Source organism: Arthrobacter celericrescens (genome assembly GCF_003614925.1).
GTDB classification, from domain to species: domain Bacteria; phylum Actinomycetota; class Actinomycetes; order Actinomycetales; family Micrococcaceae; genus Arthrobacter; species Arthrobacter celericrescens.
This window is the reverse complement of sequence record NZ_QYLP01000074.1, coordinates 1-26,299: the sequence shown is the minus strand read 5'-3', so window position 1 is coordinate 26,299 and position 26,299 is coordinate 1. Positions and strand designations below refer to the sequence as shown.

29 protein-coding genes are annotated in these 26,299 nt (G+C 66.8%); 12 read left to right on the top strand and 17 right to left on the bottom strand.

What is annotated here, in order from left to right; genetic code table 11:
- Positions 1-83: 83 nt before the first annotated feature.
- Positions 84-1,394: an ABC transporter substrate-binding protein gene (locus D3654_RS13025; protein WP_120521919.1), complete on the bottom strand. Its 1,311-nt coding sequence runs from the start codon at positions 1,392-1,394 to the stop codon at positions 84-86.
- Between the two features lie 119 nt (positions 1,395-1,513).
- Entirely contained in the window at positions 1,514-2,608 is a 1,095-nt protein-coding gene (locus D3654_RS13020; RefSeq protein ID WP_120521918.1) for a LacI family DNA-binding transcriptional regulator, read from the bottom strand.
- Between the two features lie 81 nt (positions 2,609-2,689).
- On the opposite strand from D3654_RS13020, the gene D3654_RS13015 reads away from it, so the two are divergent.
- Positions 2,690-4,765 (top strand): DUF2264 domain-containing protein, encoded by a 2,076-nt coding sequence (locus tag D3654_RS13015; protein ID WP_120521917.1) that lies wholly within the window; start codon positions 2,690-2,692, stop codon positions 4,763-4,765.
- Here D3654_RS13015 and D3654_RS20825 read toward each other — a convergent pair.
- Together D3654_RS20825 and D3654_RS20820 are read right to left on the bottom strand one after the other, a co-directional pair.
- Positions 4,665-5,090 carry a hypothetical protein gene (locus tag D3654_RS20825; protein WP_245413221.1) on the bottom strand — a complete coding sequence of 142 codons (426 nt, stop codon included), beginning with the start codon at positions 5,088-5,090 and terminating at the stop codon, positions 4,665-4,667. The two genes, D3654_RS13015 and D3654_RS20825, sit on opposite strands and share 101 nt — an antisense overlap.
- 43 nt (positions 5,091-5,133) lie before the next feature.
- Positions 5,134-5,379 carry a hypothetical protein gene (locus D3654_RS20820; RefSeq protein WP_245413220.1) on the bottom strand — a complete coding sequence of 82 codons (246 nt, stop codon included), beginning with the start codon at positions 5,377-5,379 and terminating at the stop codon, positions 5,134-5,136.
- Between the two features lie 20 nt (positions 5,380-5,399).
- On the opposite strand from D3654_RS20820, the gene D3654_RS13000 reads away from it, so the two are divergent.
- Entirely contained in the window at positions 5,400-6,644 is a 1,245-nt protein-coding gene (locus D3654_RS13000) for a hypothetical protein (protein ID WP_205571799.1), read from the top strand.
- 17 nt (positions 6,645-6,661) lie between these two features.
- Here D3654_RS13000 and D3654_RS12995 read toward each other — a convergent pair whose 3' ends face one another.
- Positions 6,662-7,120 carry an SRPBCC family protein gene (locus D3654_RS12995; protein WP_162943731.1) on the bottom strand — a complete coding sequence of 153 codons (459 nt, stop codon included), beginning with the start codon at positions 7,118-7,120 and terminating at the stop codon, positions 6,662-6,664.
- Between the two features lie 155 nt (positions 7,121-7,275).
- Between D3654_RS12995 and D3654_RS12990 the strand changes: the two genes are divergently transcribed.
- The 3 genes from D3654_RS12990 to D3654_RS12980 all read left to right on the top strand — a co-directional run bounded on the left by D3654_RS12990 (position 7,276) and on the right by D3654_RS12980 (position 9,865).
- On the top strand, positions 7,276-8,046 hold the full coding sequence (locus D3654_RS12990; protein ID WP_120521914.1) for an IclR family transcriptional regulator: 771 nt from the start codon (positions 7,276-7,278) through the stop codon (positions 8,044-8,046).
- 80 nt (positions 8,047-8,126) lie between these two features.
- Positions 8,127-9,311: a 4-hydroxybenzoate 3-monooxygenase gene (locus tag D3654_RS12985; protein WP_120521913.1), complete on the top strand. Its 1,185-nt coding sequence runs from the start codon at positions 8,127-8,129 to the stop codon at positions 9,309-9,311.
- A 131-nt stretch (positions 9,312-9,442) separates the two neighbouring features.
- Positions 9,443-9,865: a hypothetical protein gene (locus D3654_RS12980; RefSeq protein ID WP_120521921.1), complete on the top strand. Its 423-nt coding sequence runs from the start codon at positions 9,443-9,445 to the stop codon at positions 9,863-9,865.
- 114 nt (positions 9,866-9,979) lie between these two features.
- Here D3654_RS12980 and D3654_RS12975 read toward each other — a convergent pair whose 3' ends face one another.
- Positions 9,980-11,515: an HNH endonuclease signature motif containing protein gene (locus D3654_RS12975; RefSeq protein ID WP_120521912.1), complete on the bottom strand. Its 1,536-nt coding sequence runs from the start codon at positions 11,513-11,515 to the stop codon at positions 9,980-9,982.
- Between the two features lie 227 nt (positions 11,516-11,742).
- Complete coding sequence (locus D3654_RS12970; RefSeq protein WP_120521911.1) at positions 11,743-12,771, bottom strand: ornithine cyclodeaminase; 1,029 nt, start codon at positions 12,769-12,771, stop codon at positions 11,743-11,745.
- Between the two features lie 136 nt (positions 12,772-12,907).
- Between D3654_RS12970 and D3654_RS12965 the strand changes: the two genes are divergently transcribed.
- Positions 12,908-13,339, top strand: coding sequence for an Lrp/AsnC family transcriptional regulator (locus D3654_RS12965; RefSeq protein WP_120521910.1), 432 nt, complete (start codon positions 12,908-12,910; stop codon positions 13,337-13,339).
- Between the two features lie 129 nt (positions 13,340-13,468).
- Here the strand turns inward: D3654_RS12965 and D3654_RS12960 are convergent, their stop codons facing one another.
- Entirely contained in the window at positions 13,469-14,368 is a 900-nt protein-coding gene (locus tag D3654_RS12960; protein WP_120521909.1) for a carbon-nitrogen hydrolase family protein, read from the bottom strand.
- On the bottom strand, positions 14,369-15,904 hold the full coding sequence (locus tag D3654_RS12955) for an APC family permease (RefSeq protein WP_120521908.1): 1,536 nt from the start codon (positions 15,902-15,904) through the stop codon (positions 14,369-14,371).
- Between the two features lie 111 nt (positions 15,905-16,015).
- Here D3654_RS12955 and D3654_RS12950 point away from each other — a divergent pair, with 111 nt between their 5' ends.
- Both D3654_RS12950 and D3654_RS12945 read left to right on the top strand, forming a co-directional pair.
- Entirely contained in the window at positions 16,016-16,663 is a 648-nt protein-coding gene (locus D3654_RS12950) for a TetR family transcriptional regulator C-terminal domain-containing protein (protein ID WP_120521907.1), read from the top strand.
- An 84-nt stretch (positions 16,664-16,747) separates the two neighbouring features.
- On the top strand, positions 16,748-17,641 hold the full coding sequence (locus D3654_RS12945) for an SDR family oxidoreductase (RefSeq protein WP_120521906.1): 894 nt from the start codon (positions 16,748-16,750) through the stop codon (positions 17,639-17,641).
- Here the strand turns inward: D3654_RS12945 and D3654_RS12940 are convergent.
- From D3654_RS12940 to D3654_RS12930, 3 genes are all read right to left on the bottom strand, one after another.
- Entirely contained in the window at positions 17,638-18,555 is a 918-nt protein-coding gene (locus D3654_RS12940) for a helix-turn-helix transcriptional regulator (protein ID WP_120521905.1), read from the bottom strand. The two genes, D3654_RS12945 and D3654_RS12940, sit on opposite strands and share 4 nt — an antisense overlap.
- Before the next feature lie 107 nt (positions 18,556-18,662).
- Positions 18,663-19,388, bottom strand: a complete 726-nt coding sequence (locus D3654_RS12935; RefSeq protein WP_120521904.1) for an AAA family ATPase — start codon at positions 19,386-19,388, stop codon at positions 18,663-18,665.
- 10 nt (positions 19,389-19,398) lie between these two features.
- A complete protein-coding gene (locus D3654_RS12930; RefSeq protein WP_120521903.1) occupies positions 19,399-20,076 on the bottom strand; it encodes an FMN-dependent NADH-azoreductase in 678 nt (225 codons plus the stop codon).
- 167 nt (positions 20,077-20,243) lie between these two features.
- On the opposite strand from D3654_RS12930, the gene D3654_RS12925 reads away from it, so the two are divergent.
- The 3 genes from D3654_RS12925 to D3654_RS12915 all read left to right on the top strand — a co-directional run bounded on the left by D3654_RS12925 (position 20,244) and on the right by D3654_RS12915 (position 22,052).
- Complete coding sequence (locus D3654_RS12925) at positions 20,244-20,894, top strand: HAD family hydrolase (protein WP_162943730.1); 651 nt, start codon at positions 20,244-20,246, stop codon at positions 20,892-20,894.
- A gap of 85 nt (positions 20,895-20,979) precedes the next feature.
- Positions 20,980-21,387, top strand: a complete 408-nt coding sequence (locus D3654_RS12920) for a winged helix-turn-helix transcriptional regulator (RefSeq protein WP_120521901.1) — start codon at positions 20,980-20,982, stop codon at positions 21,385-21,387.
- Positions 21,388-21,401: 14 nt separating this feature from the next.
- Positions 21,402-22,052: a thioesterase II family protein gene (locus tag D3654_RS12915; protein WP_120521900.1), complete on the top strand. Its 651-nt coding sequence runs from the start codon at positions 21,402-21,404 to the stop codon at positions 22,050-22,052.
- On the opposite strand, the gene D3654_RS12910 is transcribed toward D3654_RS12915, so the two are convergent.
- From D3654_RS12910 to D3654_RS12890, 5 genes are all read right to left on the bottom strand, one after another.
- Positions 22,049-22,660, bottom strand: a complete 612-nt coding sequence (locus tag D3654_RS12910; RefSeq protein ID WP_120521899.1) for a flavodoxin family protein — start codon at positions 22,658-22,660, stop codon at positions 22,049-22,051. The genes D3654_RS12915 and D3654_RS12910 overlap by 4 nt on opposite strands.
- 62 nt (positions 22,661-22,722) lie before the next feature.
- Positions 22,723-22,968 carry an acyl carrier protein gene (locus tag D3654_RS12905; RefSeq protein WP_245413219.1) on the bottom strand — a complete coding sequence of 82 codons (246 nt, stop codon included), beginning with the start codon at positions 22,966-22,968 and terminating at the stop codon, positions 22,723-22,725.
- Between the two features lie 87 nt (positions 22,969-23,055).
- Entirely contained in the window at positions 23,056-24,030 is a 975-nt protein-coding gene (locus D3654_RS12900; protein WP_120521898.1) for a beta-ketoacyl-ACP synthase III, read from the bottom strand.
- Positions 24,027-25,046 carry an AvrD family protein gene (locus D3654_RS12895; RefSeq protein WP_162943729.1) on the bottom strand — a complete coding sequence of 340 codons (1,020 nt, stop codon included), beginning with the start codon at positions 25,044-25,046 and terminating at the stop codon, positions 24,027-24,029. The genes D3654_RS12900 and D3654_RS12895 overlap by 4 nt, the downstream gene beginning before the upstream one ends.
- 160 nt (positions 25,047-25,206) lie before the next feature.
- Positions 25,207-25,791 carry a histidine phosphatase family protein gene (locus tag D3654_RS12890; protein WP_120521896.1) on the bottom strand — a complete coding sequence of 195 codons (585 nt, stop codon included), beginning with the start codon at positions 25,789-25,791 and terminating at the stop codon, positions 25,207-25,209.
- A 144-nt stretch (positions 25,792-25,935) separates the two neighbouring features.
- Here D3654_RS12890 and D3654_RS12885 point away from each other — a divergent pair, with 144 nt between their 5' ends.
- Complete coding sequence (locus D3654_RS12885; RefSeq protein WP_120521895.1) at positions 25,936-26,229, top strand: hypothetical protein; 294 nt, start codon at positions 25,936-25,938, stop codon at positions 26,227-26,229.
- The last annotated feature ends 70 nt before the right edge of the window (positions 26,230-26,299 follow it).

Sequence of the window (26,299 nt, the reverse complement as noted above, 5' to 3'; positions counted from 1 at the left end):
ACCACTGCTCATCAGTCAGCTGCGCAAAACGAGACACCCAACAAGCATGCCAAAGAGCGCCGGGCCGAATTTAGAGACACGCCCTAGTCCTTGACGGACAGGCCGCTCTGCTTGAAGCCGGACAGGGTGGCGTCGCTGGAGCTGTCCAGGGCGGCGTCGATCTTTCCGCCGGTGGTCAGCGCGCCGAAGGAGTCCTTGAGGGCGGTGTTGGTGACGTCCCAGTTCGGGCCCCACTGCCAGCCGGGAAGGATGGTGGCGTAGGCCTTGTCGAAGACGCCGTAGATGTCGTTGCCGAAGTAGCCGGCATCGAAGGCCTTCTGGGCTTCCTTGGTGAGGCCGGGGTAGGCGAGGAAGGCCGAACCGGTGTTGCCGCGGGCTGCGATGGCTTCGGGGCTCGTGGCCAGGTACGCGATGAACTTCGCGGCGGCCGCGGGGTTCTTGCTGCTCTTGGTGATGTTGAAGCTGGAACCGCCGTAGAACGCGCCGGCCGGGGTGCCCCAGTTGGGAGCCTCGGCCGCGATCCACTTGCCCTTCTGGCCTGCCGCTTCGGTGCGCTTCTGGATGCCGGTGGCGCTCCAGTTCGCTCCGAGCACGCCGCCCAGGGTGCCGTTGGCCAGGTCCGCGCTCCATTCATCGCTGAAGGCCTGCTCCACCTTGACGATCTTCTCGTCGATCATGCGCTGCCAGAAGGCGGACACCTTCTTGGTGGCCTCGTCCTTGAGGCCCAGCTTCCAGCTGTCGCCTTCGGTGCTGAACCACTTGGCCCCGGCCTGCCAGGACAGGGCGGCCATCAGGGTGGGTTCGTTCGGGTAGAAGCTGGCCAGGTAGGACTTGGGGGACGCGGCCTTGAGCTTCTTGCCGGCGGCTTCGAATTCCTCCCAGGTCTTCGGAACCGCGGCCCCGGCCTTGTCCAGCAGGTCCTTGCGGTACCACATGACCATCGGGGCGGCGTCGTAGGGCAGGCCGTAGCTCTTGCCGTCGAACTGCACCAGGCCGCGGATCTGCTCGCTGAGCTTGTCTACCGTGTTGGCCCTGTCGATGTAGTCGTCCAGCGGAACCACCTGGCCGTTGCTGACGAACTGGGGCAGCTGGGCGTACTCCACGGTGGAGACGTCCGGGCCGTTGCCCGCGGTGATGGCGGTGGACAGCTTGGCGTAGCCGCCGTTGCCGCCGTTGGGGATGGTTTCGAACTTGACCTTGATCTTGTCCTGGCTGGCGTTGAACTTCTCGGCGACCTTGTCCATTCCGGCCAAGGAGGACCAGAAGGTGATGGTGCCGCTGGCTTCACCGGACTGGGCGGGCGGGGTGGTTGCGGGGCCGGTGCCGCAGCCGGTCAGCAGGGCCGCGCTGGTGAGCAGGCTTGCTGCACTGAGCAAGAGGTGGCGACGCTTCATTGTGTTCTCCCTTGAATTCACGATGCGAAGGAATGCACACCATAAAATCCACAAAAGTGAACAGACTCAACGAAGTGAACAGAAGTGAACAACGAGCGCGAGGCAGATCCCTGAAACCCTCAGGCCCGGGTCGAGTCCCGCACCACGAGCGTCGGCGACAGGCTGACCCGCTGCAGCGCGCCCGTTCCGCCGCGGCGCCCGCCGATCCGGTTCACGCACATCAGCAGGGCCTGGTACCCGACGTCGAACTTCGGCGGTGCCACGGCACTGAGCGGAACGGCACCCAAGGCGGCGATCTCGTCGTCGTACGCCACGATCGCGAAGTCCTCCGGTACCCGCAGCTGCCGCTCCTGGCAGGCGGTGGTGAACTGCAGGGCGTCCTCGTCCGTGTGGATGACCGCGGCGGTGACGCCTTCGGCGGCGAAGCGGTCCAGCAGCGATTCCACGACGGCCCGGTGCCCTGCCGGGTCGGTCCGCGGCCGGGCCAGCGCCTGCACCAGGGTTTCGTCCCGCGGCATGCCCGCGCGCCGAAGCGCGAGGTGGTAGCCCTCGATCACCGGCGGCGCCGTCGGGCTGCCCTCGCGGACGCACAGCGCAACCTTCTTGTGCCCGAGCGAGAGCAGGTGGTTCACGGCAATCTCCGCCCCGCGGACGTGATCGCTGCGCACGGACTCAAGGTCGCCGTCGTCGAGCGCGTCCTCGATGGACCGCTCGACCACCACCACCGGGACCCCGGCGCCGCCCAGCAGGGCGAGCGTGTCCGTGCCCGCCAGCGCGGCCTCGCTGGGGGTGACGAGGATGCCGTCGACGCCGTTGTCCAGCAGGCGCCGCAGCTGCCGTTGCTCCTCCTGCACCGAGTAGTTCGAGACGCCCAGGACCAGCCTGACGCCGGCCTCCTGCGCGGCCGCTTCGGCGCCGCGGATCACCCCCGGGAAGTAGTACGACGCCGATGGGACCACCATGCCGATGGTCGCCAGGGGCATGCGGCGGGGTCGCGGTGCCTTGGGGTTGCGCTGCGGCCCCGGCGAGGTCTCCTGGGCGGCGACCGCGCCGCCGTGGACGCGGACCAGCAGGCCCTGTCCGGCGAGGACGGCCAGGTCGCGGCGGACGGTCATTCCGGAAATGCCGGCCTTGGCCGCGAACGTGGCGGCGTTGAGGGAACCGCGCATGGCCAGTTCGCGAAGGATGAGCTCTTTTCGGTCCTCGGGGAGCATTGGTCCGTCCTGGAAGGTGGTGTTCAGTAATGTTCAGATTGTTCACCATGAACTAGAGCGGACCTAGAGTGTGGAGTCAAGATGACTGCACACGAACCGCTTCTGAAGCTCTCCGGCCCTTTCGCGATGCCGGACCCGGATTTCGAACTCAGCCCCATCACCGGCTGGACCCGGGACCACTGGCTCGCCTTCGCCGACCAGCAGCTCCTCGCGGCCCGCCGCCACTTCACCCCGGGCAAGGCGCAGATTGTGCTTCCCGGCCGACCGTCGTGGTCCGGCGAACTGTCCGACGGGCTGGAAGGCTTCGCCCGGACCTTCATGCTGGCCGCCTTCCGTGTGGCCGGCGAACAGGGAGACGATCCTTTCGGGCACTTGGCCATCTACCGGGAGGGGATCCTGGAGGGAACCCGTCCCGGCAGCAGCGAGGCCTGGCCTGCCATCGTGGACCGCAGCCAGCCGATCGTGGAGGCGGCCTCCGTGGCGCTGGGCCTGCAGCTGACCAGGCCGTGGTTGTGGGACACGTTCTCGGCAGGAGAGCAGCGCCAGGTGGCCGCCTGGCTCCAGGGTTCGTCCCGCAGCGAAGCCTGGGACAACAATTGGGTGCTCTTCCAGGTGCTGATCGCCGAGTTCCTCGCCGGGGCCGGCCTCGAACACAACGAGGCGCAGATCGAGTACGGGCTGCAGCGGCTCGAGGACTGGTACGAAGGCTGTGGCTGGTACCGCGACGGCGACAACGGTGGAACGGGCGACTTCTACGACTACTACTGCGGTTGGGCCCTGCACCTCTACCCGGCGCTGTGGGCGGGCTTCGCCGCGGGCCGGCACCCTTCGGCCGAAGCCCTGGGGGAACGGTACGCCGGCCGGCTGGCCGAATTCCTGGAGGACCATGTGCTGTTCTTCGGCGGGAGCGTTCCGGGCATCGGGCAGGATCCGGGCATCGGGCAGGATCCGGGGGCCGGGCAGGATCCGGGCGCCGGCGACGGTGCCCCGGTGTTCCAGGGGCGCTCGCTGATCTACCGCTACGCCGCCGTCGCGCCCTTGTTCCTGGGGTTCCTTGCCGGAAACGCCGGCCCGCTGACGCCCGGCCAGGCCCGGCGGATCGCGAGCGGCGCGGCCAAGTACTTCCTCGACGGCGGCGCGTACCCCGACGGGCTGCCCACGCTCGGCTGGCTGGATTCCTTCGAGCCTATGGTGCAGTCCTACTCCGGCCCGGCCTCGCCGTTCTGGACGTCCAAGGCGTTCGTGGGACTGCTGCTGCCGGCCGCACATCCGGTGTGGACCGCCGTCGAGGAGCCCGCGCCCGTGGAAACCGCCGACCACCTCCGCCACAGCGCCGCGCCGAACTACCTGCTGCACAGCACGGCGTCGGACGGGATCGCCCGCGTCCTCAACCACGGCAGCGACAAGTACTACGCGCCCGGCCCCGACGATCCGCACTACCGCCGGCTCGCCTACTCCAGCCACACGGCGCCGATGTTCACCGAAGCTCCCGCGGACAACCACTTCGCGGTCCTGGATCCTTCCGGAACGCCGAGCCGCCGCTCCCGGATCCACCGGCTGGGCGCCGTCTCCGGCCCGGCCGCGCCACAGCAGGCGGCGAGCTGGCACGCCCCGGTGTGGTCCGACGTCGAGGACCAGGCAGACTCGCCCTGGCGGGTGGCGAGTGCCACGACCGCCACCGGCGGCTACGAGCTGCGGGTGCACGTGGTGGACCGCCGTGGCCGGACGCCCGAAGGCACGGTCCGCGAGGGCGGGTACGCGCTGGCGTCCGCCGTTCCTCCGGCGGCTGGTCCGGTGGCCGGTGGGGAGGGGCCACACGGGCAGGTTCTCCGCACGGCCGGGCTCCACTCCGCGATCTGGCCGCTGCACGGCTACTCCCGCCCGGACGTTTTCCGGGCCGAGGCGGCCTCGCCGCTGGGGCGGCACGCGGCGTGCGGCATTTTGGAGGGCACCCTGGCCGGAAACCGCAGCGTGTTCGCGTCCCTGGTCTACTTGGGCGGCGCAGCGCCGGTGCTGCGGGCGGGACGTTTCGAAATCCACGACGACGGCACCCGCGTCACGGCGTCGCTGGCTTTGGAAGGTCCGGGCGGCGAGCCCCAGTGTCCGGGCGGCGAGTCCGCCCGGACACTGGAGCTCGCCTTCGACTTTCCCGGCTGACGTTTGCGTCCTCGAGGGCGAACCGAGCTGCACGGGGCTCCTCGTCGATCACGTGGGCCTCTTCGGCGTGGGCGGCGATGTCGATGCTCCGCAGCTCGTCCTGCTCGTCGATCCGCAGCCCCACCGTGAACTGGACGATCTTCGCGCAGATCCAGGTGACGGCGAAGGAGTACGCCAGCACCGCCGCGGTGGCCAAGGCCTGCGTTCCGAGGAGGGTGAACCCGCCGCCGTAAAACAGGCCCGCGGTCTTGTTCGGCGCAGACTCGGTGGCGAACAGGCCGATCAGGAGGGTGCCGATCACGCCGCCCACCAGGTGGACGCCCACCACGTCGAGCGAGTCGTCGAAGCCGAGGCGGAACTTCCACGGCTCATACGAGTACGAACTCGCGCCCGGCGACTCCCTGGTCTTCGAAGGCGAAGGCCCCCACGGGCCGCTGCGCCTGGTGGAGCTGCCGATCCGCTTCCTGGCGGTCGCGGCGCACTAGCTCCTCGACCCGGACGGGGCCGTTCGGGCGGCGGCCCGGACGCCGGTTCCCGGTCACAATCTGCTGCCAGGCGCCACGGCGCTGGCCCTGGCGGGTGCGCGGTTTACGCTGCTCGGTGTTACGCCCCATCACACCCCGAAGAGCCACCAATGACGCTTGACTCTGCCCTGTCCGGGCCTGCCCGGTTCCCGAAAAACACGCGGGAGCCCGAAGCCCTCGAACGCGGCTTCGCCGGCACGGCGATCGGGGCCTTGGGCGTTGCGGCGCTGTTCGGCGGCTTCGCCCTGGCGCTGGATTTCCTTGCCCGTTTTTCGCCCAGGCTCGGGGCCGGGTCCGGGGGCTGGGCCGCCGCCGTGCCGCAGGATGCGTTCGCGGCCCTCCGCTGGTTCCTGGGCGACATGAGCGAGCCGCAGTTCTACAAGTCCGAGCTCGCCTCCCTGGCCCTGCTCGCCGGTGCCGGCCTGGCATGGTGGGCCGGCCGCCGCCGGAAGAAGTGGTCGGGCGCGGCGCTCGCGTACGGGACCGGCCTGTGGCCGTGGCTGCTGGCATCCGCTGCGTCGAGCCTGCTGATCTCCAATTTCGCCTTCGGCTGGATGCTCGACGCCGGGTGGCAGCCGACGTTCGTGCCGTTCGTTTCCGTGGCCCCGGCCGTGGTCCTGGTGTACGGTCCCGGGTGGAAGACGTGCCTGAGTGGCGCGGTGCTGGGAGCGCTGACGACGACGCCGCTCGCCTTGCTGCTGATTGCCGCCGTCTCCCGGCCCCTGGGCCTGCCCGCGGTGGTGGCCTGCGTCCTTGCCATGGCGGCCGGCGCAGCGCTGACGTTCGCCATCGCGCGGAAGCTGCCCTGGCTGAGCCTCCCGGCGGAACCCTTCCGGGAGGATCCCGCGGTAGCCTGGCAGCCGCCGTCGTCCGTTCCCGGGCTCAAGGGCGATGCGGTCTGGGCCGCCCGCCGGGTCTTCTGCGACTTCAGCGAGGCTCCGTTCTTCGCCAATGAGCTCGCCAGCGCCGGCCTGCTTTTGGGCGTCGCGACGGCGTTCGTCCTCAACCCGGCGCTGCCCGCCTACGGGTCCGGGCTGTTGCCGCAGATCCTGTTCGGGCAGGCACTGACCTCGGCCATCGGCGTCGTCCTCTGGCGGGGCTGGTACCGCGACGGCGGCTGGGCGGCGACGTACGCCTCAGTGGTGTCGGTGGCGCCCGCGGCGGTGCTCGCGACGGGCGGTTCCTGGACGGGAATTGTGGGCGGGGCCGTGCTGGGTGCGGTCCTCGCACCTCCCGTGGCCCGGGCCGTGGCCGCCCGGCTGCCGGCCGGTTTCCATCCGTCCATCGGCAACACGGTGGCCATGGCGGTGGCGACTGGGGTCAGCTTGCCGGTCCTCGGGCTGCTTCCGGCGTAGCGGGCCAGCGGGCTATTTCAGGCCGCCGATGCGTCCGGTGTGCGGCGGGAGATGCCCGTCCGCTCGAGGAGTTCGGCCCTGGATTTCGCCGCCTGGAGGTGCTGGTTGAGTGCTGCTGTCGACCCGGCCAACGGGCCCCGGGCGCGCATGGTCCGGGCCAGCGGGCCGGTGAAGGTTTCGACGACCTGCACGCGTGTTCCGCCCGTGCCGGGGGTAAGGATGTAGGTGCGGGTCGCGCGGAAAAGGCCGAGGAACCCGGTGTGGGTCCAGGTCATCCGAGTGTCCCGGGCCAGCTGCACGTCGAAGGCGCAGTGGTGGTGTCCGTTGCCCAGGACGATCCGGGATCCGTTCCGTACGTCGCCTGAATGGTGGGTGGTGCCTGAGTCCCAGACTTCGAAGTTGCTGGCATCCGCCAGGACGTCCATCACGGTTCCGGGGGCTGCCACCACGACGTCCGCGACCTCAATACACAGCATTGAAAAATCGTAGCCCTCAGCCCGGTGCCGGGACAGCTTGGTTGCCTGTGGCACCGGGATTGGCGGCACGATCCTGCTCACGTCAGGCAGTCGCCGCCCTACCATTGAATGGAAACGGGCCGCTGTGGGTGCGGTCGCTGCAAAGGAGCAGGACAATGGCGAACTCGGCATCCGGAGACTCGGTTGTGGACCGTGTGGTCCGGGTCATCGAGGCCTTCCCCGAAGGGGCGGACGCGCTCCAGTTGTCCGAGCTGGCGGAACGCTCGGGGCTACCCCTTTCCACCACCCACCGGCTGGTGCGCCAACTCGCGGGTCACGGCCTGCTGGAGCTCGGCGTCGGCGGCAATGTCCGCCTGGGGCTGCGCTTCTGGGAACTCGTCAGCCGCAATTCGCCGGCGCTCGCACTGAGGCAGGCGGCCATGCCCTTCATGGAGGACATCCAGCAGGTGCTCAAGCAGAACGTGAACCTCGGCGTGCTGGAGGGCTGGGAGGTCCTGTTCGTGGAGCGGCTGTCGCGGCGGGGGTCGGTGGCGAACCGGGCCCGGGTCGCCGGCCGCATGCCGGTGCACATCTCCTCCGCCGGCCTGGCGTTGATGGCGCACCAACCCCAGACGGTCCAGGCGGAGTACCTCACGCAATTCCATGATCCGGCGGGGAAGGTGACGGCCGGCGTCGTGCGCCAAATGCTCGCCGAAACCCGCCGCCAGGGGTTTGCCGAGCTCGCCGGGGTGGTGGACCCGGACACCTGGGGCATCGCCGTCCCGGTGCTCGACGGCGGGAAGCGGGCGGTGGCGGCGCTCGGCGTCGTGGTGCCGCTCGCCGAAGTCCGGCTGCAGGCGCTGGTGCCGGCGCTCCAGACGGCGGCGCGGGGGATCGCGAGGCAGCTCGCCGAGCCGGGCGGTTTCCGTTCAACGGAATCCGTGTAACGCCGCTCACCTGCTCCGGTCCACACTGTTTCCAAGCCGGGCGGCACGCCGCCGCACACCGCAACGAAGCGAGGAACACCGTGGCACGTACGCGCATCACCACCCAGGTGGCCATCATGGGCGCCGGCCCGGCAGGGCTCATGCTCTCCCACCTCCTGGCGCAGCACGGGATCGCGTCCGTGGTGGTGGACATCCGCAGCCGCCGGGCCATCCAGGAGACCGTCCGCGCCGGGATCCTCGAGCACAGCACAGTCAACTTGCTCGTGGACTCGGGCGTCTCGGACCGGGTGCTGCGCGAGGGCGACCGGCACGACGGCATCGAGCTGCGCTTCAACGGCGAAAGCCACCGCATCGACTTCAAGGACCTGGTGGGGGAGTCGGTCTGGCTGTACCCGCAGACGGACGTGTTCATGGACCTCGCCGCGCGGCGGGAGGCCGACGGCGGCGACGTCCGGTACGGCGTCACGGACACCAGCGTCCACGAGCTCGAGGGCAAGCCGAAGCTGTGGTTCACCGACGCCGACGGGAAGGAATTCGAAGTCGAGGCCGACTTCCTGGTGGGCGCGGACGGTTCGCGCAGCCACTGCCGGCGCCAGATCCCCGAGGCCGCACGCACGCAGTACTTCCATGAGTACCCCTTCGCGTGGTTCGGCATCCTGGCCGAGGCCCCGCGCAGCTCGGACGAGCTGATCTACGCCAACTCCGAGCACGGTTTCGCGCTCATCAGCCAGCGCACCGAGACCGTGCAGCGCATGTACTTCCAATGCGATCCCACTGAGAATGCGGCTGAATGGGATGACGAGCGGATCTGGGCCGAGTTCCGGAAGCGGGTCAATGGCAACGGCTTCGAGCTCAAGGAGGGGCCGGTGCTGGAGAAGGTGGTGCTGCCGTTTCGCAGCTTCGTGCACGCGCCGATGCGCCACGGCAACCTCTTCCTGGCCGGCGACGCCGCGCACACCGTCCCGCCCACCGGTGCCAAGGGCCTGAACCTTGCCATCAACGACGTCCGGCTGCTGGCTGAGGGGCTCGAGTCCTTCTACGGGGCCGGCTCCGCCGCGCTGCTCGACTCCTATAGTGACCGTGCCCTGGAACGGGTGTGGAAGGCCCAGCACTTCTCGTACTGGATGACTTCCATGCTGCACACATTGCCTGGCGCAGACGATTTCAGCAGGGCCCGGCAGCTGGGCGAACTGCACTCGGTGGTGTCCTCCCGGCACGGGCAGGCGTACCTCGCCGAGGCGTACACGGGATGGCCGGGGCGGTAGGGGGTCGCTTGGGGAATTGGGCGTTTTGGCCTCGCTGAACGCCAGGCTCCCCGGATAGGCAGATCAGCGGTAGCATGACACTCTTCTTGCTCGGACGTGGCCGACGAGTTGTCGTTCTTGGGGGAGCCGAGATGGAGCTGATGGCGCGCTTCCTGATCCTGCTCTCGATCGTCCTGATCGCCGCATCTGTCGCAGTGGCTGGCAGGTTCCGGCTTCCCTTGAAGGAAAATTCACGGATAGATGTGTTCTTCCAACGTCTGCAATTGCTTGGAATTGTCATTGCAGCCGTAGCAGAACTGGCCCTTCCTTTGGCGACAGGTTGGCTGGGTGTTCCGGCCCTGGCCTACACGGCCGCCGCGCTTCACATCGCTTCCCTGACCGTCTACCGGGTGAAGCTTCCTGCCGTCCAAGGCATCCGGCCCCGAACGACGGGTAGCCACTCCGTCAATGAACGGGACCTCCGCCGGACCCGGTGGCCGTACCAGACCCTGTTCGCTGTCGGCTACGTGGTCTTGTTGATCTACATCTTTACGATCTACGGATACTTCGCTTAGGTTGGGCGGGCAGCACGACGGCGCCCGCCCGCCGGTCGCACGGGTGACCTCCCCCAGGGTCGGGGCGTTGCAGCGTTTGGCGCGCGGACGCGGCGGTGGAGGACCTGCGGTGTTTCATGTCCTAAGAGGTGTGTGGTGGTGGTTTCGCCGGGGCGTTTGGCGGGGATCGACGTGCGGTGGCGGGACGAACCAGGGGACACCGGCTTTGAAGGTGATTTTCCACTGTTCTTTGTGGATCACGTGATGATGGTGGCTGCAGAGCAGGGTGCCGTTCCCTGTGCTGGTAGGGCCGCCGTGTGACCAGTAGGTGATGTGGTGGGCCTCGCACCAGGGCGCCGGTATGGTGCACTCCGGGAAAGCGCAGCCTTGGTCCCTCGCAATGATCGCTTTGCGGATGTGGGGCGGGAAAATCCGGCTGGTGCGGCCGATATCCAGGACGCGGGAGTCGCTGCCGAGCAGGACGGGAATGATGTCCGCATCGCAGGCAATCTTGCGGATGATGTTGGGATGAATCGGGCCTTGGAACGTTGCCGAACCGCTGCTGGTGCGCGGGCTCCCCTGGGGGCTCGCGGTGGTCGCTGCGTGGTTGAGCTGTTCGAGGAGGTCCCGGTAGTTGATGGTCACCATGACCTGGGGCCGGAGGCCGCCGTTTGCCGGTAACTCGCCGGCGGCCAGGGCGACTCCGCAAGCGCCGACCAAGCCGTCCAGTAGTTTCTGTGCGCGGGAGCGGCGATCCAGTTCCGCGTCTCCGCCGCCCGCGGTGTCTTGCAGCCGGGGGTTGCCCGCCACGTTCATGACCGTCGTGAGTGTTTCGAACTGTTCGGCCGTGGCGAAGATTTCCAGGTGCCGCAGGCCGTGCCGGGGCTTGCGGACAAAAGCACCTTGGAGTTGGCGTAGAGCTTCCTCGCTGGGTTCTGCGCCGTCCTGGTCGATCGCGTCGGTCCAGCGTTTGGCCGTCTTCACCAGGAAATCGGGGTCGGACTCGGCCGCGACGGCGGTCAGTTCCTGTTCAAGCCGGGCCATCGCGTCCTCTTTGATGAGGTGGCGAACGCTATCCAGGGTGGCGCTGACGACAGTCGCGGACCGGGACGGCACCAGCGCTGAGGACACAGCCGCTGCGAGTACCTCGCGCCGCGGCGGAATGTCCTGGCCGGCCATGCCGGCGCTGGACAACACGTCCGGGGCGAGCGCAAGCCGACGCCGGGCTTCGCTGATGCTGATCCGAAGCCTGGCTCGCAGGAACTCCGCTGCGTTCCGGTACCCATCGTCGACAAACTCAGGTGCGGAACGGGCCGTAGGCCTCGAAACAGTTGCGGCCTCGGTCCACCCGGTGCGCCAGCCGGGCGCCGATGACGGGTCCTGCTGTCCCTCGTGCCGGGTCCGTTCCACGGCGTGGGCGGCGACGAGCTGCAGGAACTCCACCGCCCGCGAGAGTTCCTCCACCCTTCCCGCGAAATCCGCGGCTTCCGCGAATCCGAACAACCGCGCTTCGGCGGCGGCATCGATGCGGAGCGATGCCAATGCGTCGTCTGCCTGTTCGAGCGCATCTTCTACGCCCCGGGCCGCCCGGCCCGCTGGACGGGCGCTCAGAAGCATCACCGCGGCCGACGTTACCGTCCGCGGACCCGTGAGCTGGGCAATCCCTTCCATGCATCAACTCTGCCAGGGGGGTCTGACAAAAAGGCCCGCCTGGTGTTTGGCCCGCGTCCAGAACCCTTGCACCCGCCGCCGTAGGGGTCCGCAGAAGCGGCAGGCGGCATGACGCCCGACGGCGGGTGGTCACCCCGACGGCGACCACCCGCCGTCGGACGGGCGGCGCGCCCCAACGAGTGGGTCCCCAAGAGCGCGCCGCCAATGAGCGGGCGCACCCACCAACGTCACCCCACCGGCGCCAGCGCCGAGACCAAACCGAACAGATCCTTGGGGTCATCGGGATTTGCCACGAGGTCGATCTCCTCGAAGAATGCCGTGCCGGCAACGGAATCCCGGACGTAGCGCAGCGCGGAGAAGTCTTCGATGGCGAAGCCGACCGAGTCGAAGATGGTGATCTGCTCGGAGGAGGTGCGGCCCGGCTTGGTGCCCGCCAGGACTTCGTGGAATTCGGTGACGGGGAAGTCGGCCGGCAGTTGCTGGATTTCCCCTTCGATCCGGGTCTGCGGGGTGAACTCGACGAACACCCCGCCGCGGCGCAGGATGGCCGGGTCCAGCTCGGTCTTGCCGGGGCAGTCGCCGCCGATCGCGTTCAGGTGCACGCCTGCGCCGATCAGCCCGGCGGTGAGGATGGTGGCCTGGGCTTTGTCGGCCGTGCAGGTGGTGATGATGTCGGCGCCGGCCACGGCATCCGCGGCCGATGCGGCAACGGTGACCTCGAAGCCCAGCGGTTCGACGTTCCTGAGGAACTTCGCGACGGCTGCAGGATCCGTGTCCCAAACCCGCAGCTCGCGGATGCCCAACGCGTCGCGGAACGCCAGCGCCTGGAATTCCGACTGGCTGCCGGTTCCGATCATGGCCATCACGCGGGAATCCGGCCGGGCCAGGCGGCGGGCGACCATGGCCGACGTCGCCGCCGTGCGAAGGGCGGTGAGCACGGTCATCTCGGCCAGGAACGTGGGGTAGCCGTTGTGGACGTCGGCGAGCACACCGAAGGCCGTGACGGTCTGGAAGCCCCGCGACGGGTTCGACGGGTGGCCGTTGACGTACTTGAAGCCGTAGCTTTCGTGGTCGGACGTAGGCATCAGTTCGATGACGCCGAACGGGGTGTGGCTGGCCACGCGGGCGCATTTGTCGAACTGCTCCCAGCGCCGGAAGTCGTCTTCGATGTATTCGATCATCTCGGCAATGACCCGCCCGGGGCCGCGCTCGGCAACCCAGCGGACCATGTTCTGAACGTCGACAAAACGCGCCATGGCGTCCTCTTTCCTGTAAGCAGCACTTTGCTGCCAGCCACAGTACGGAGGGGCGGTTTGCATGCTCAAGGGCGGAAATGCCGACTTTTCGGCTGAATACCATGCAAAGTGATGATGTTGGCAATACATTGTGTGCATGCCTGAACTTGATGACCTGGACCGGCGCCTTATTTCCGCCCTACGCGAGGACGGCCGCGCGCCGGTGGTAGCGCTGGCCAGGAAACTCGGGGTGGCGCGGGCCACGGTGAACAGCCGGCTTGAACGGCTCGTGTCCTCGGGCGCCGTGGTGGGCTTCTCGGTGCGGGTCCGCGACGAGCTGGACCCCCTGACCATCCGGGCGGTGTCCCTCATCGCGGTTGAGGGCCGCTCCACGGACAAGGTCATCCGGCAACTCCGCGGCTTCCCCGAAATCAGTGCCCTGCACACCACCAATGGCGGCTGGGATCTCGTGGCCGAACTGCGCACCGAGGACCTCACGGCGTTCGACGCCGTCCTGGGCCGCATCCGCTCGATCGACGGCGTGGTGAACAGCGAAACGAGCCTGCTCCTCAGCTCGGTGCTGCGGTAGGGGTGCTGCGGTAGGGCAGGGGCGCGTCGGCCGCGCCGCACCCGTCGGGATATCACGCGTCCGACGGCGGGAGACCGCCGTCGGACGCGTGTTTCGTTTGGTGCCGCTCGGGGTAGTCTGCCGCCTCGCTCAGACGGCCGCGTCGCGGCGGGAGGCCGCGAGATCCTCGTTGCTCCATGCGGGCGCCTGGAATTGTGCGCCGCCGAACATGGGAAATGACAGGATTCCCTGCTGGTCCCGGAGCTGGGCCCAGGGGCGGTTGATTCCATGGGTTCCGTAGCGGCGGAGCTGTGCGACCCGGTCCAGGTCAAGAACGGCGAACAGGATCTCTTCGCCACCCCTCGCTTGCTGCATGATGGTGCCTTCGGGATCCACGATGACGCTGTCGCCCACGGCTGAGGGATCCGCGCCGTTGACGTTCACCACATAGACCTGGTTGGCGAAGGCGTTGGCCCGGGACATCACGATTTCCATTTCCCGGTCCCGGGTCGTAGTAAGCGTGGGCTGGATGATGGCTTCGGCGCCGAGCCACGCGAGCTGTCGCGCCGCCTCGGGGAAACTGCCGTCAAAACAGATTGCCAACCCGATCCGTCCACGGCCCGGTATATCGAACGTCACGAAGGAATCGCCCGGCGTGGTTGTTTCGAAAGGACGCCACGGGAATAGTTTCCGGTAGCGGGCCACGATCTTCCCTTGCGGGGACACGGCGATGGCGGTGTTGTAGGTGGTTCCGTTCGCCGTTTCCAGGAGTGAGCCGGGAACAAGCCAGACATCCAGCCTGCGGGCCAAGGCGCAGATGCGCTCCGTGAGTTGGCTGGGGATTGGCGCAGCGGAGCGGGTTTCGGCCTCGGGGTCGGGAAGCAGGAATTCCCCCGGCGCGGAAAGCAGCAGTTCGGGCGCCACGATGATGTCGATTTCCGGACCGAGCTCTTTCGCTGCTTCGGCCTGGCTCGCGAACCGGGCCCACGTCGCTTCGACGTCGTACGGGACGGGCTTCGTTTGGATTGCTGCAATGGACAGGACGCGCATCTATGCCTCGGTTTCGTTGCTCAGGATGGATTGCAGTTCGCTGCGGGTGGTGACGTTCCCGCGGGGTATCGTTTGGCCGGAAAAGTAGGGGCGGAGCTTCGGCCTGATCGCCGCAGTCACCAGCAGGCCCAGCACGAGGGATCCGGCCCCGATCCAGAAGACGGATCCTATGCCGAGCCAGGAAAGCCCGGCGTATTCCGGGGACAGCATATCGACGGCGCTGTACGCGAAGGCGCCGAGCATCATGAGGGCGCCGAGCCCGGGGAGTACTCCCTTTACCAGCAGTGCCTTGGGCGACGTGAGCATCTGTGGAGCGAAGTACACCACGGAGGCCAGCGCGGTTGCCGCGTAGTAGGCGGCGATCATCAGGCCTACGGAGAGAATGGCCAGTCCGATGAAATCGGCGCTGATGGCTGTCAGCACTACCGTCACGGCGATGCTGAGCAGGGCCCACCACGCAATTGACGTTGTAGGGGTTCCCCTGAGGGGATGCATTCTGGTGACAGTGCGGGGCAGGGCGCCATAGGTTCCCATGCTCAGCCATGACCGCGGGGTACTCACCGCCACGGTCATGAGTGCAGCCAGCGCGGACAAGCCGACGGCAAGGACAATCACCTGTCCGAAGAGCTCTCCGGTTGCCTGGGGGCCGAGCACGGAAAGAACGTCGGAGACCGTTTCCGGATCGGTGATGCCGGCGGTCCCCGCATATCCGACGGCGGCGGTCGCCGTGACGACGTAGAAGAACAGCAGGATGACGGTGGTCAGGACTACAGCCTTGCCGGGGGTTGCCTTGCGGTCGGTTGTTTCCTCGTTGACGGCGATCAGCGCATCCCAGCCCCAGTAGATGAAAAGACAGAGGATGACGCCGGAAACCAGGCCGGAGACGTCACCTGAGGCAAAGGGGCTGAGCCATTCCGGACTCGGCTGTTCGGCGCCGGCGGCCGAATTGCCGCCTGCCATCGCAACGAAGGCCGCAATGCTGAAGCCGCCGAGCGCCACGAGCTGCAAGCCGATCAGGGCGTACTGGACCCAGGTGGAAAGCTCGATTCCGCGCGCTGCGACCACTGCGCTCAGTGCGATCAAGCCGCACGCAATGACGGCAACGACGACGGGATCTGAGGCCGCCCACGCCAGCCCGACGAAGTTCAGAAGGTAAGTCGTGGCCACCTGGGCGAGGGCGGCGCTGGCGATGAAGGTGGCAATCTGCGGTACCCAGCCCCCGAGGAACCAGCCTGCGAAGGACCCGAAGACCCGGCTGATCCACACGAACACCCCGCCGCAGTCGGGCATTTCCCGGTTCAAGTCACGGAACGCCAACGCGGTGAACAGGATCGGCACGAAGCCCAGAAGGAATGCCGCCGGCGTGCTCGCGCCGACCGCAAGGACCACGAAGCCGAGGGTCACCGCCAGGCTGTAGGCCGGGGCAACTGCGGCAAGGCCGAGCGCCACAGTGGGGCCGATGCCGATTGAACCGGATTTGAGGCCTTTGGATGGTGCCGCCGCCGGAGGCGCGGGTGGCGGAAGAGGGTGGGACATGGTCGCTCCTGTGTGGGGTTTGCGAGTTATTTGAATCACATTCAAAATTTGAATGCCATTCAATACCGCCCTAGACTCAAAGTCAACAGTGAATTTCAGGGGGATCCGGCAGTGGCCAAAATCGACAAGAAGGAAGCCCGGCGGAAGCAGATCGCTGCGGCCGCGCAGGCGGTGGCGGCGCGCGACGGCGCTGAGGGAGCCACTCTGCGTGCCATAGCCGCGGAAGCCGGAATGGCCGCGAACGCGGTGCTTTACTACTACGGAAGCCACGCCGAGATCGTCGCCGCCGCTGTCCAGGCCTCGTCCAACAGCTTCCTTGAAAAGCTCGCCCAAGCGGTTGACGCGGATATGGGTCCCACCGCCAAGCTGGCGGCCGTAATCGGTGCCGGCACGACGGCGGACCCGGACGATGACGTTTCGAGGATCCTCTACGAATACTGGCCGCACTCGCTGCGCGACGCCGAACTCCGCCGGATCCAGAAGGAATTCACCGGTGCCCAGCAACGCGTGTACGAGGAAATCATCGCCGAAGGTGTGCGTGCGGCAGAGTTTTCGCCCCTGGTTGATCCCGCGAAGGTCGCACGCATCCTCGTCGCGCAGGAGGACGGCCTTGTGATGGACGTCCTCGCGGGTAACGCGAGCCGCGCGTACGTGCTGGACCTGATCGGCAGCGTCGCGGCCACACTTCTTGGGATCGAGGTGGGCCCCCTTCTGGAACAGATCGGGAAGAGAACCCAGGCTCTTTCCGAGGGTTCATAGCCGTCCCCCGGGGTAGGGGCAGCCCTACCAGCCTGCCGCCGTCCGTGCTACGACTGGAACCAGGAGCAACCCCCGGGAGAAGCCATGACTGAAGAACAGCCCGTCCTCGTCGTTGGAGCAACTGGATACCTTGGCGGCCAGGTGGTGGACCAACTCCTCAGCCGCGGCAAGCGGGTCCGCGCGCTGGTCCGTCCGAAGTCGGACGCCGGCAAGCTCGCGGCAAAAGGCGTCGAGATCGCCCGCGGGGACATGCTCGACGCCGGGTCGCTCGTTACGGCGATGACCGGCGTCGCGGCCGTCATTTCGACGGCGGCCGGCTACACCCGGAACGACAGGAACGCCGAGGCGATCGACACCTTCGGCTACGCCAACTTCGGGTTCGCCGCGAACCTTGCCGGGGTCCCGCGCGTCGTGCTGATCAGCATCCTCACCAGCGACCAGACGCCGCAGGTGCCGCATTTCTGGCACAAGAAGCTCGCCGAGGACAAGCTCGAGGAACTCGGGGTCCCGTTCGTGGCGCTGCGTCCCGGGGCGTTCTTCGACATGGTCACCCGGATGGGCAACCCGTTCGAGAAGGGCCGCGTCATGTGGTTCGGCTCCAAGGACGCGCCGCTGAGTTTCGTCCTGACCAGTGACCTCGCCGGGTATCTGGTCGACGCGGTCGACGCGGACATCGCCTCCGGGGAGCGCATCGACATCGGCTGGAGCCGGTCGCTCAGCATGGTGGACGCCGCGAAGCTGATGTCAGCGCATTCGGACAAGGACATCAAGGTCCTCGCCATGCCCACCGGTGCGCTGCGCGTGGCAGGAAAGATCACTGGCAAGTTCGTCCCGCTGACGGCCGACATGGCGGCCATGGCCGCTTGGTTCGACACCGGCAAATACGTCGCCGATACCACCCGCCAGGCCGAGGTCTTCGGACCGCCGCCGACGCCGGAAGACGCCATCGCGCGCGTCGCCGCCCGGATGGGGAGCTAGACCACGGCTTTTCTGTTCATCCCGAGCAGGGCAGCTTGCGTCCCCGTCCCGCTCTTGGGCAAGTACGTGAACAACCTGAGAGCGGGGAACTGTGGGACGGAGAGGACCACCGGGGCGAAGCTGAGCCGGCCCATGGTTCGATGTTCGTACACGACGTCCACATGGTAGGAATCCCCTACCACTTGGCGTTCCCACAGTTCGCGGAAGGCCTCGGAGACCTCGCAAAGGCCGTGCGCCATGACATCGAACCGGGGATCGTCGGGGAACTTGGCGGACTGGGCGCGGAACTGGGCCACCATGGAACGTGCCATCATCTCTTTGTGGACATGTGGCCTCGCCAATTCCGGGTCGGTGAAGAACCGTTGCAGGCAGCTCTTGCCGACGCGCGTGTCAAAGGTATTCTCCGCGGCGGTATTCATGGCGACGACAACCCAGAAAGGGTCTGCGATGTAACTGGGATTGGCCATGGCATCCACCAGTTGTTGCAGGAGTGCCAGCTGGTCGTCGTCGGCGTCGAACAGCCTGTCCTTCGCCACGTCGGAGGCCGGGCCCGGATTTCCGGCCGGACCGCGAGACCGGCCGACTGAGCTGGCCGGACCCGCCCGGCGCCCTGACGCAAGCCTGCGGACATAGGTCCGGTCCTCGGGGCCGAGCTTCAGAGCGTCCGAAATCGCGTCCAGGATTTCCTCTGAGGCCCCGATGGCCCGGCCCTGCTCCAGCCACGTGTACCAGGACACCCCCACGTTGGCCAGGACGGCGACCTCTTCACGCCTGAGCCCGGGAGTCCGGCGTCGGGAGCTGACCGGTAGCCCGACATCCTCGGGGCGGGTCTGCTCTCGCCGCGTGCGGAAGAACTCGCCCAAACGCGCGTGATTGGAGCGCGCCTGGGTTGATGGGTGCTGATCGGTACGCATGGTTCTCCACTAATGACGATCGTCCGGCCAGCCGCAGGGGCTGGCCGGACGTACCGGTGAGCGGAATCCAAACCGCGGATCCGGAGGATTCCTGATTGCTAAATCGGCTACTGCAGAACTGGCTCCTGCCCGGACGCAGCACGCTCCCGTTCGGAGCGGACGTCGAGTTGTGCATATTCTTCGGAAGCCAGGCGGGTGGCGTCCGCCGGACTCATGCGCGGCTGGAGGTCGAACAGGGACGCGATCTGCTCCAGGCGGTCCTCCACCGAACCCGACACCACGTGGAACGGGATGCCCAGCTCGTCCATGGTCTGCTGCAGGATGGCGTCCGACATGTTCCGGAACTGGTCGTTGACCGGCCGGTGACCGTCAGCTGAGAGCGGGAGCTCGTTCTTCAGGTGCACGAAGACGTCGAAGGAGTTCTGTACGTGCCTCTTGAAGCTGTTGCCAAGGCTCATCATGACTTCCTCGAAGAACGCCAGCTCCGGTGTCTTCTCCACGGTTTCTCCCGCGGCAAGGTGCGCCGAGGCGCTGGGGTTCAAGCCGAGCGAAACCCGTACCGACCCGTAGATCCACTCCTGGAGGGAGGACCCATCCGAAATGAAGCCGTCCGAAAGCTTGTCCTCGTAAACGGCCCGTTCCACATGGCGTGTCACGATCATCTGGATGAGTTCGGCTGCCGTGCATTCCTCGAGGGTCTTGCCCGGGGCGGCTTCAGGCAGGATTTCCCGCATGGTCCTGGCCCGGGTCCGGGGCAGCCCGGTGTAGTGGGACAGGGCCATGGACGTGAACGTCTTGCCCGAGGAGTAGGTACCCGAGATGCCAATGCGCACAGCGGCCGCCTTAGTCGTTGACGAGCTGGAGGGTTCCCGCGGCGCTGAGCTTGCCGGCGAACTCGATGGCGGCGTCGCTCAGGTCAGCCTCGGCAACCTTGCGGGTGCCGTCCACGTCCCCGTTGAGGACGGTGGGGGCGAAGCGCACGTGCGTGGCGTCCTCGATGCCCACGAAGTTCAGCCAGTCAGCAAAGAACGTGCTGCTGAAGTCCGAGCCGAAGGCGGCCGGAACACCCGGGGCGTAGACACCGCTGGTGTGGATGGCGACTGCCTGTTTGCCCTCCAGGAGACCGCGGTAGCCCTGTTCGGGGTCGAAGCCGAAGCTCCATCCGGGCTGCGTGACGATGTCGATCCACTGCTTCAGGACGTACGGGACGCCTGCGTTCCACATCGGGATGTTGAAGACGTAGGCGTCGGCAGCGGCGAACTGGTCGAAAACGGCGCGCGCGGATTCCCACGCGGCCACCTGGTCCGGGGTCTGTGCCTGGCCGCTGAAGACCGCCATCTTGGCGGCAGAGGCGACGCGACCGAAAACCGGCAGCGCGCCGTCGTCGAACAAGTTCAGGGTCTCCAGCTCAAAACTCTCGGGACCGGCAGCCTGGACGGAGTCGATGAAGTGCCGGGCCAACCGCAGGGAGTCGCTGTTGGCGTAGCGGGGAGAGGCATTGATGTGGAGGATGGTAGGCATTGGCTTCCTTTCGAGGCTTTGCTTCGGGGACGCTGTGTGCCCCGTTGTCGATCCTCGCCCGGCTCCTGGGTGCAGCGTAAGAACGCACTTTTTTGTGCCTAGGGCACCTTAAAGTGCCCTGCCCTCAACGGCTGGAAATCGGCGGAACGGTGCCTAGCATTCTTCCTGTGGAAGAATCCGGACGATCCCGCCGCCGCCAGAGTTCAAGCCAGGCTGCCTACACCGATATCGATGGCACCGTCACCGGCTACAACACCATCTTCGAGTTCCTTCGCTTCGACGCCGCGGAACGTTCCTGCACCGCCGACGCCGAAGAGTTCCTGGCCGGCTTGCGTTCTGCCGCCCGGAACGGTGTGCCCCGGGCCGCGACCAATGCCCGCTACTTCGGCTGGTGGCGTGGGCGCAGTGTCAGAGAGGTGGCCCAAACCGGCGAGCGCTGGGCGGATCTTCAGGCTGAATCTCCAGACGAATGGCCCTTCCTGGAACCTGTGGCTTCGCTGCTGGACGCGCACTCGCTGTCCGGGCGGAAGCTGGTGGCGGTGACGGCGTCATTCGAGCCGGCCTTGGTACGCGTTCGGCGGCGCTGGCCTCGCATCGAGCTGCTGTGCACAGCCCCACGTGTTGCCGATGGCCGTTACACAGGGGACGTTGAGAGGCCTCTGGTGGGAGATGCCAAGGCGCTGGCTGTTGCTGCCCACGCAGCGGAACACAACGTGGACCTGATAGGGAGTTTCGCCTACGGAGACCACCACTCGGACCTTCAATTCATGGCCCTGGCCGGGGAATCATTGCTGCTCGCCCCTGCCTCAATGGGTTAAGGTTTGCTACACCGTTTGCCGCACCATAACAACCCCCCAGTATGCTGGCCCCACCAGTCCATTTGATGAGGAAAGTATTGGGGATATGACTCTCACGGCTGAACAAAAACGTCAGAAGGCCCAGAAGCACTACAACGCTTCCCTGGACCTTTGCCCAGCCCGCCAGCTGCTTGAAGCGATCAGCAGTAAATGGGTCACGCTGGTGATGCTCGCGTTGCAGGATGGGCAACAACGCCACAGCGATCTCCGCAAGAGGATTCCCGGGGCAAGCCAAAAGATGCTGACGTCCACCCTGCGCTCCCTCGAACGCGACGGCCTGGTGGACCGGCACGCGACCGTCTCCGTTCCTGTCCGGACTGACTACGAGCTGACTCCCCGCGGCCATTCACTGCTCCGGATCATTTTCGAAATGAAGGAATGGGCTGAGGAACACATGGACGACGTAGCCGCGTCCCGCATGGAACACGACCGCCACCGGCTTACGTTCAGCTAGCCCCGGGCGCCGGCGTGCACCTGTTTTGCCTGCATCATGCCGGCGGAACTACCGCCAGTTTTGCGGGTTGGCGTTTTGACGGTGTGGATGTCACCAAGCTTGGCTACCGCGGCAGGGATTTCGGGTCATTCGGTGCCGCCGCAGACAGTCTTGCCCAACGCATCGAGACGTCTCCAGCCGCACAGATCGCCCTCTACGGCCACAGCATGGGCGCGGTACTGGCCTTCGAAATTGCCATGCGGCTCCAGCGCACCGGTCGCCTGGTCCATGTCTTCCTGGCGGCGGCCCGCCCGCCATCCGGAATGTACGACGCCGGTGCTGCCGCAGCTGCCACTGAGGGCGCACCGTCCGGTCGCGCCCGCGAAGTACTCCTTGAGGACTTGGCGTTGTTGGCTACGTACCAGGGCAGGGAAGCTGCGGGTCAGCTGGAGGTGCCGGCCACCGTCCTGTACAGCCCGGACGATCCCCTGGTCCCGGCTTCGGACTCCCTGCGTTGGGCAGGCTGGTGTTCAACACAACCGCGGCTGCAGGACTTTCCCGGTGGCCACCTGTTCCACATCGGTTTTCCGGCGGTGAAAGTGACCGTGGAAACGACACTGTCCCCGATGCTGCAGTTGGATCCTGCGGCATCGCGGACGGCGTCTTCCGGGGTGGGGGCCAGCTAGGCTCCCGCGCTGACGAGGTCCCGGTCTACCGCGAGCTTTCCGGCCGCGAAGATCGCTGAGATCTCAGCGACCCTCCTGCCCAAATGTCCGGCAGTGGCGATGTCAGCGGGATGGACCCCTTCAATGCCAACGTCCGAAAATGTCTGGGCGGCGGCACCGTTGAAGTAGCCGAAGCGGTTGAGGTCGTTTTCGGTGCCCTTGGTGCTCTTCCAGCCCGGAAGCAGACCGAGGTTGATCCAGTTCATGCCGTGTTGGGCAGCAAAGGTCGAGAAGTAGTCCAAGGTGGAGTTCTTGTCCCCGGCCTTGCAGGCAGCGTTGGTGAAGCCGGCGCCTAGCTTGTTGTGCCACTTCTGCACGGCCCAGCGGCCGGCAGTTTTCTCTGCGAATGCATGGAAGGCCGAGGGCGCTGTGCCCATGTAGGTCGGGGCTCCGAAGATGATGGCGTCGGCCTGGTCGATGAAGTTCCAGGAATCTTCAGTAAGCTCATCCACCCGCAGGAGCGCAGTGCTGGCACCCGCCGAAGCGGCAGCGGCAACCACTGCCTCCGCCAGGACTTTGGTGTGGCCGGAGCCTGAATAGTAAACAACTGCAATTGCCGGAATGGCCATGGGTGTCCTCACTGTTTGTGCCTTGATTCGAGCGTGTTTTGGGGTCTTGTGAAGGATGGTGGTCAGGAGACCGGTTGCAGGGTCAGTTTTCCGCTGATCAGGCCTGCGGCAGCGCGCGCAGTGCCTGCGTCCGCCAGCTCAAATTCGTCCACGCGCACACCGAACTTGTTGCTCAGGATCACTGCGGCCTCCACGAGCGAGAGTGAATCGATGTCCAGGTCCGCGAACGAGTCGTCCGGTCCCATGGGGCTGAGTTCGTCCATGGTGGAACGGATGGCATCGACAACGTCCAGTGCAGTAATTTCCATTGGTTTCCCCCTTGTGCAAGTGGCCCGGGATGGCCGGCGCCACGGTGGTCCCGCGAGGCTCCAACCCCGCAGGAATCGGTGTGGCCCCTAGTGTGGGTCGACTACCGAAATCGTTGGCCATGTCATGGCGATGGCGCCCCAGGTGGTTCCGCCGCCGAAGGCCGTGAGGACGACTTTGTCGCCAGGACTCCTGTGGCCTTTGGTTCCGGCATCGGTCATGGCCAACGGAATCGACGCTGCGGAAGTGTTCCCCACTCTGTCCAGGTGGACTTCCGCCTTGGAACCCGGGATGCCCGTCACGGAGGCAACGGTGTTCAGGATCCGGAGGTTGGCTTGGTGGGCTATTAGCGAGTCCACTTCGGCCGCCTCCCAGCCAACACTCGCCAGCACGGTTTTCACGGATTCTGACATTGCGGAGACCGCCTGCGTGAAGACCTCTTTGCCCTGCATTTCAAAGAACGCCCCGGCGGTCCGCGGCACATGAATGAGCGTCTCTCCGTCTCCGTCCGAGTGGAGCGTCGAGGCCAGGACGGCGCCGGGCTCATCGACGGTACCGGCAGAGAGATAGGCCGCGCCTGCGCCGTCGCCGAAGATGACGGACGTGGTCCTGTCGGAGGGATCGAGTAAGCGGGTGAACGTGTCAGCGCCGATCACGAGCGCCGAGTTCACGGCGCCGGAGGCGATAGCCCACGTTGCAGTAGCCAGGGCGTACACGAACCCGGAGCAGACGGCCGAGACGTCGAAGGCGGCAATACCGTGCAATCCGAGGTTCGCCGCGACCCTCGGTGCGGTCGCCGGGCAGACCTTGTCCGGCGTCGACGTCGCCACGATCAGCAACCCAACAGAATTGACGCCGGCACTTGCCAGAGCCCGCCGGGCGGCTGTGGTGGCCAGGACGCTGGTGCTCTCGGCCTCGGCCGAATGGCGTCGTTCCGCGATCCCTGTCCGGCGCCTGATCCATTCGTCCGTGGTGTCCATGATGGTGGACAGGTGATGGTTGGTGACCACCCTTTCCGGCAGCGCTCCGCCCAGGCCCCGGACGACGGCGGCCGCCGCGCTCATTGACTGGCCCCTGCCGGCTGCGCCCCAACGTGTGCGGGCAGGCGGTGAGCGACGCTGCAGACGACCTCGCCGCCGTCGAACGTCCCTACGACGTCGGCGCAGCGCCATGCTCCACCGTCCTTCGCGATCATCCGGCTTTTGCGCAGCCGCACGCTCAACCCGGTTCCGTGCCCGCTCCCGATATTCGGGCCGGAGCGGTTGAGGGCGATGCGCGTCTTTCGCATCCATAGTGTGTTGCTGTCGGCGCGGTCCATGGCGTCGAGCCGGTAGAGCAGGACCTGGCCCAACTGCAGGGTTGCCACGAAATACTCGATGGCGGAGAGCGCATCGGGGTACGCCGCTTCCAGTCCGCGTCGGTCGCTCACGGAATCCTGCTGATGGAACGAGACCTGCGCAGTTGCAATTGCGTCCTCAGCGTCGAGGACCACGCCACGCAACGAAACCTGACGTTCCGCCCAGAGGTCGCCGTAGAGGCGGGTGCCGGCGTCGCCCACCAAGGCTTCCTCCGAGGGCGATTGGACGGACGCGAGTCCGAGTTCAGCCGAGGCATGGGCCAATTCCACAACGGCCGACATGGAGGCGACCGAGCATCGCAGGATGGATCGGTTACCCAGGTCCTGCAGCGTGGCCCGGCAATCGAGGTCGTCCAAGGCGCCCTCAACGGGCTCGCTGCCGCCGGAGATGGTCACGGATTCCAGATACGCCTCGCGCAACAGTTCCGGTGAGTAGCGGCTGGCCAGCAGAGCTTCGGCCGCCCTGCAGGCAAGCACCAGGACATCGGTGGTGCCCAGGTGCGGGGTCTGTTCCGAAGTCCCTTTGACTGACCAGGTTCCCTCCACGCCCAGAGCGGCACGGGCAGAGAGCGAGGACTCGGACAGTGTGTGGTTCACACGGAGTTGACGCAGCCGCGGGTGCGTGGACTTGTAGCCGTGGCTGAAGAAGCGATGGCGGCCGTCGCCCAGAAGGTCATCGATGGACGCGTAGCTCCCGGTGGCGGTGTGTAGGGCAAGTGGCATGGGTGGTCCTTGGCTCGTCATCGGCGGTGATCCAAGGATCCGTCGGGGCGCCGCGCGTAGCCAGTGTCCGCGGATGGTGGTGGTGGGAACACCACCATCCGGCCCCCACCCGGCCAAAAAGGGGCACCCGCGTGCAGCGAGCTGAACCAGCCCCGGAACGCTAGGCGTCGACGGCGGCCAGCAGAGGCTCGCCGTTGAAGAGCTCCAGTTCCCAGCCGTTCACCGGGTGGTGATGGGCGAGATTGAGGGCGGCGTTCTCGACGCTCGGGAGGGACCGGCCGGTGGCCTGGTCCATGGCCAGGCGGATCAGCGTGCCGTGCGACACCACCAGGACGCGGCGGCCGCGATACTCCTGGGCCAGGCTTTCCAGGGCGGCAAGCCCGCGGGCAGCCGTTGCCTCTTCGGTTTCGGCGCCTTCGAAGCCGCCCGGAATGCGCAGTGCGTCCAGTTCCGGGCCGTCCTGCAGGCCTTCGGCCTTGCCGTAGCCGCGCTCGATCAGGCCTGGCACGCGGCGCGATACGCTCAGTCCGAGGCCCGCCGCGATGAGGTCAGCCGTCTCGGCGGCGCGGCCCAACGGCGAGGACACGACGGCGTCCCATTCGTAAGCGGACAGGCCGGCGACGGCGTCGCGCGCCTGGCCGCGGCCGACGTCGTTCAGCGGAATATCGGTGGATCCCTGCAGGCGGCGTTGCGCATTCCAGTCGGTCTGGCCGTGGCGGACGAGGGCAAACGTCGTAAGGGTCATGCCTTCCATTGTGCCAAGACCGCCGGGTGCGCCCCGCGAGTGTGACGCTCCTTGCGCGCGAGCTGCCCGCGCCGCAGCTAATATTCCGCGCCGCAGCTAATATTCCCAGCATGCGAGCAATGCGAGGGTGCGGAAAGGGGAGCGATGGCGGGAAGCACGCGGGTCTTCCGGCCGCTGTTCGTTACGAGGATCGCGATGTTTGCGTTTGTCCTCATTTGCCTGGTCTCCCTTTGGACTGAGTTTGGCCCCGCGCTGGTGGCGGCGCAACCCGCCCTGCTCGAGGTGGCTGTGCTGGTGGCAATTGTCGGAGTGTTCCTCTGGATCAGCTGGCGGAACTGGCGCCTGGGAGTGCGGCTGTCCGATACCGAGGTGACGGTGCTCGGTTTCTTCCGGGACCGCACCGTGCCGCGCTCCGCGGTATCGAGGGTGTTTCATTGAGTGTGTAAGGGTCCGGTCTCTAACTAGGGTGTGACCTGCGGTTTCATCCTTGGAAGGACGGGCCCTTTGG

Bases quoted from the DNA above. Each gene is read 5' to 3' on its own strand.
- D3654_RS20820 (WP_245413220.1), bottom strand. From the start codon at position 5,379: ATGGGGCGTAACACCGAGCAGCGTAAACCGCGCACCCGCCAGGGCCAG.
- D3654_RS12995 (WP_162943731.1), bottom strand. From the start codon at position 7,120: ATGCTGTGTATTGAGGTCGCGGACGTCGTGGTGGCAGCCCCCGGAACC.
- D3654_RS12955 (WP_120521908.1), bottom strand. From the start codon at position 15,904: ATGTCCCACCCTCTTCCGCCACCCGCGCCTCCGGCGGCGGCACCATCC.
- D3654_RS13000 (WP_205571799.1), top strand. From the start codon at position 5,400: ATGACGCTTGACTCTGCCCTGTCCGGGCCTGCCCGGTTCCCGAAAAAC.
- D3654_RS13020 (WP_120521918.1), bottom strand. From the start codon at position 2,608: ATGCTCCCCGAGGACCGAAAAGAGCTCATCCTTCGCGAACTGGCCATG.
- D3654_RS12980 (WP_120521921.1), top strand. From the start codon at position 9,443: ATGGAGCTGATGGCGCGCTTCCTGATCCTGCTCTCGATCGTCCTGATC.
- D3654_RS12940 (WP_120521905.1), bottom strand. From the start codon at position 18,555: ATGCGTACCGATCAGCACCCATCAACCCAGGCGCGCTCCAATCACGCG.
- D3654_RS12920 (WP_120521901.1), top strand. From the start codon at position 20,980: ATGACTCTCACGGCTGAACAAAAACGTCAGAAGGCCCAGAAGCACTAC.
- D3654_RS12960 (WP_120521909.1), bottom strand. From the start codon at position 14,368: ATGCGCGTCCTGTCCATTGCAGCAATCCAAACGAAGCCCGTCCCGTAC.
- D3654_RS12965 (WP_120521910.1), top strand. From the start codon at position 12,908: ATGCCTGAACTTGATGACCTGGACCGGCGCCTTATTTCCGCCCTACGC.
- D3654_RS12905 (WP_245413219.1), bottom strand. From the start codon at position 22,968: ATGGAAATTACTGCACTGGACGTTGTCGATGCCATCCGTTCCACCATG.
- D3654_RS12975 (WP_120521912.1), bottom strand. From the start codon at position 11,515: ATGGAAGGGATTGCCCAGCTCACGGGTCCGCGGACGGTAACGTCGGCC.
- D3654_RS13025 (WP_120521919.1), bottom strand. From the start codon at position 1,394: ATGAAGCGTCGCCACCTCTTGCTCAGTGCAGCAAGCCTGCTCACCAGC.
- D3654_RS12930 (WP_120521903.1), bottom strand. From the start codon at position 20,076: ATGCCTACCATCCTCCACATCAATGCCTCTCCCCGCTACGCCAACAGC.
- D3654_RS12910 (WP_120521899.1), bottom strand. From the start codon at position 22,660: ATGGCCATTCCGGCAATTGCAGTTGTTTACTATTCAGGCTCCGGCCAC.
- D3654_RS12970 (WP_120521911.1), bottom strand. From the start codon at position 12,771: ATGGCGCGTTTTGTCGACGTTCAGAACATGGTCCGCTGGGTTGCCGAG.
- D3654_RS12945 (WP_120521906.1), top strand. From the start codon at position 16,748: ATGACTGAAGAACAGCCCGTCCTCGTCGTTGGAGCAACTGGATACCTT.
- D3654_RS13015 (WP_120521917.1), top strand. From the start codon at position 2,690: ATGACTGCACACGAACCGCTTCTGAAGCTCTCCGGCCCTTTCGCGATG.
- D3654_RS12990 (WP_120521914.1), top strand. From the start codon at position 7,276: ATGGCGAACTCGGCATCCGGAGACTCGGTTGTGGACCGTGTGGTCCGG.
- D3654_RS12890 (WP_120521896.1), bottom strand. From the start codon at position 25,791: ATGACCCTTACGACGTTTGCCCTCGTCCGCCACGGCCAGACCGACTGG.
- D3654_RS12895 (WP_162943729.1), bottom strand. From the start codon at position 25,046: ATGCCACTTGCCCTACACACCGCCACCGGGAGCTACGCGTCCATCGAT.
- D3654_RS12900 (WP_120521898.1), bottom strand. From the start codon at position 24,030: ATGAGCGCGGCGGCCGCCGTCGTCCGGGGCCTGGGCGGAGCGCTGCCG.
- D3654_RS12885 (WP_120521895.1), top strand. From the start codon at position 25,936: ATGGCGGGAAGCACGCGGGTCTTCCGGCCGCTGTTCGTTACGAGGATC.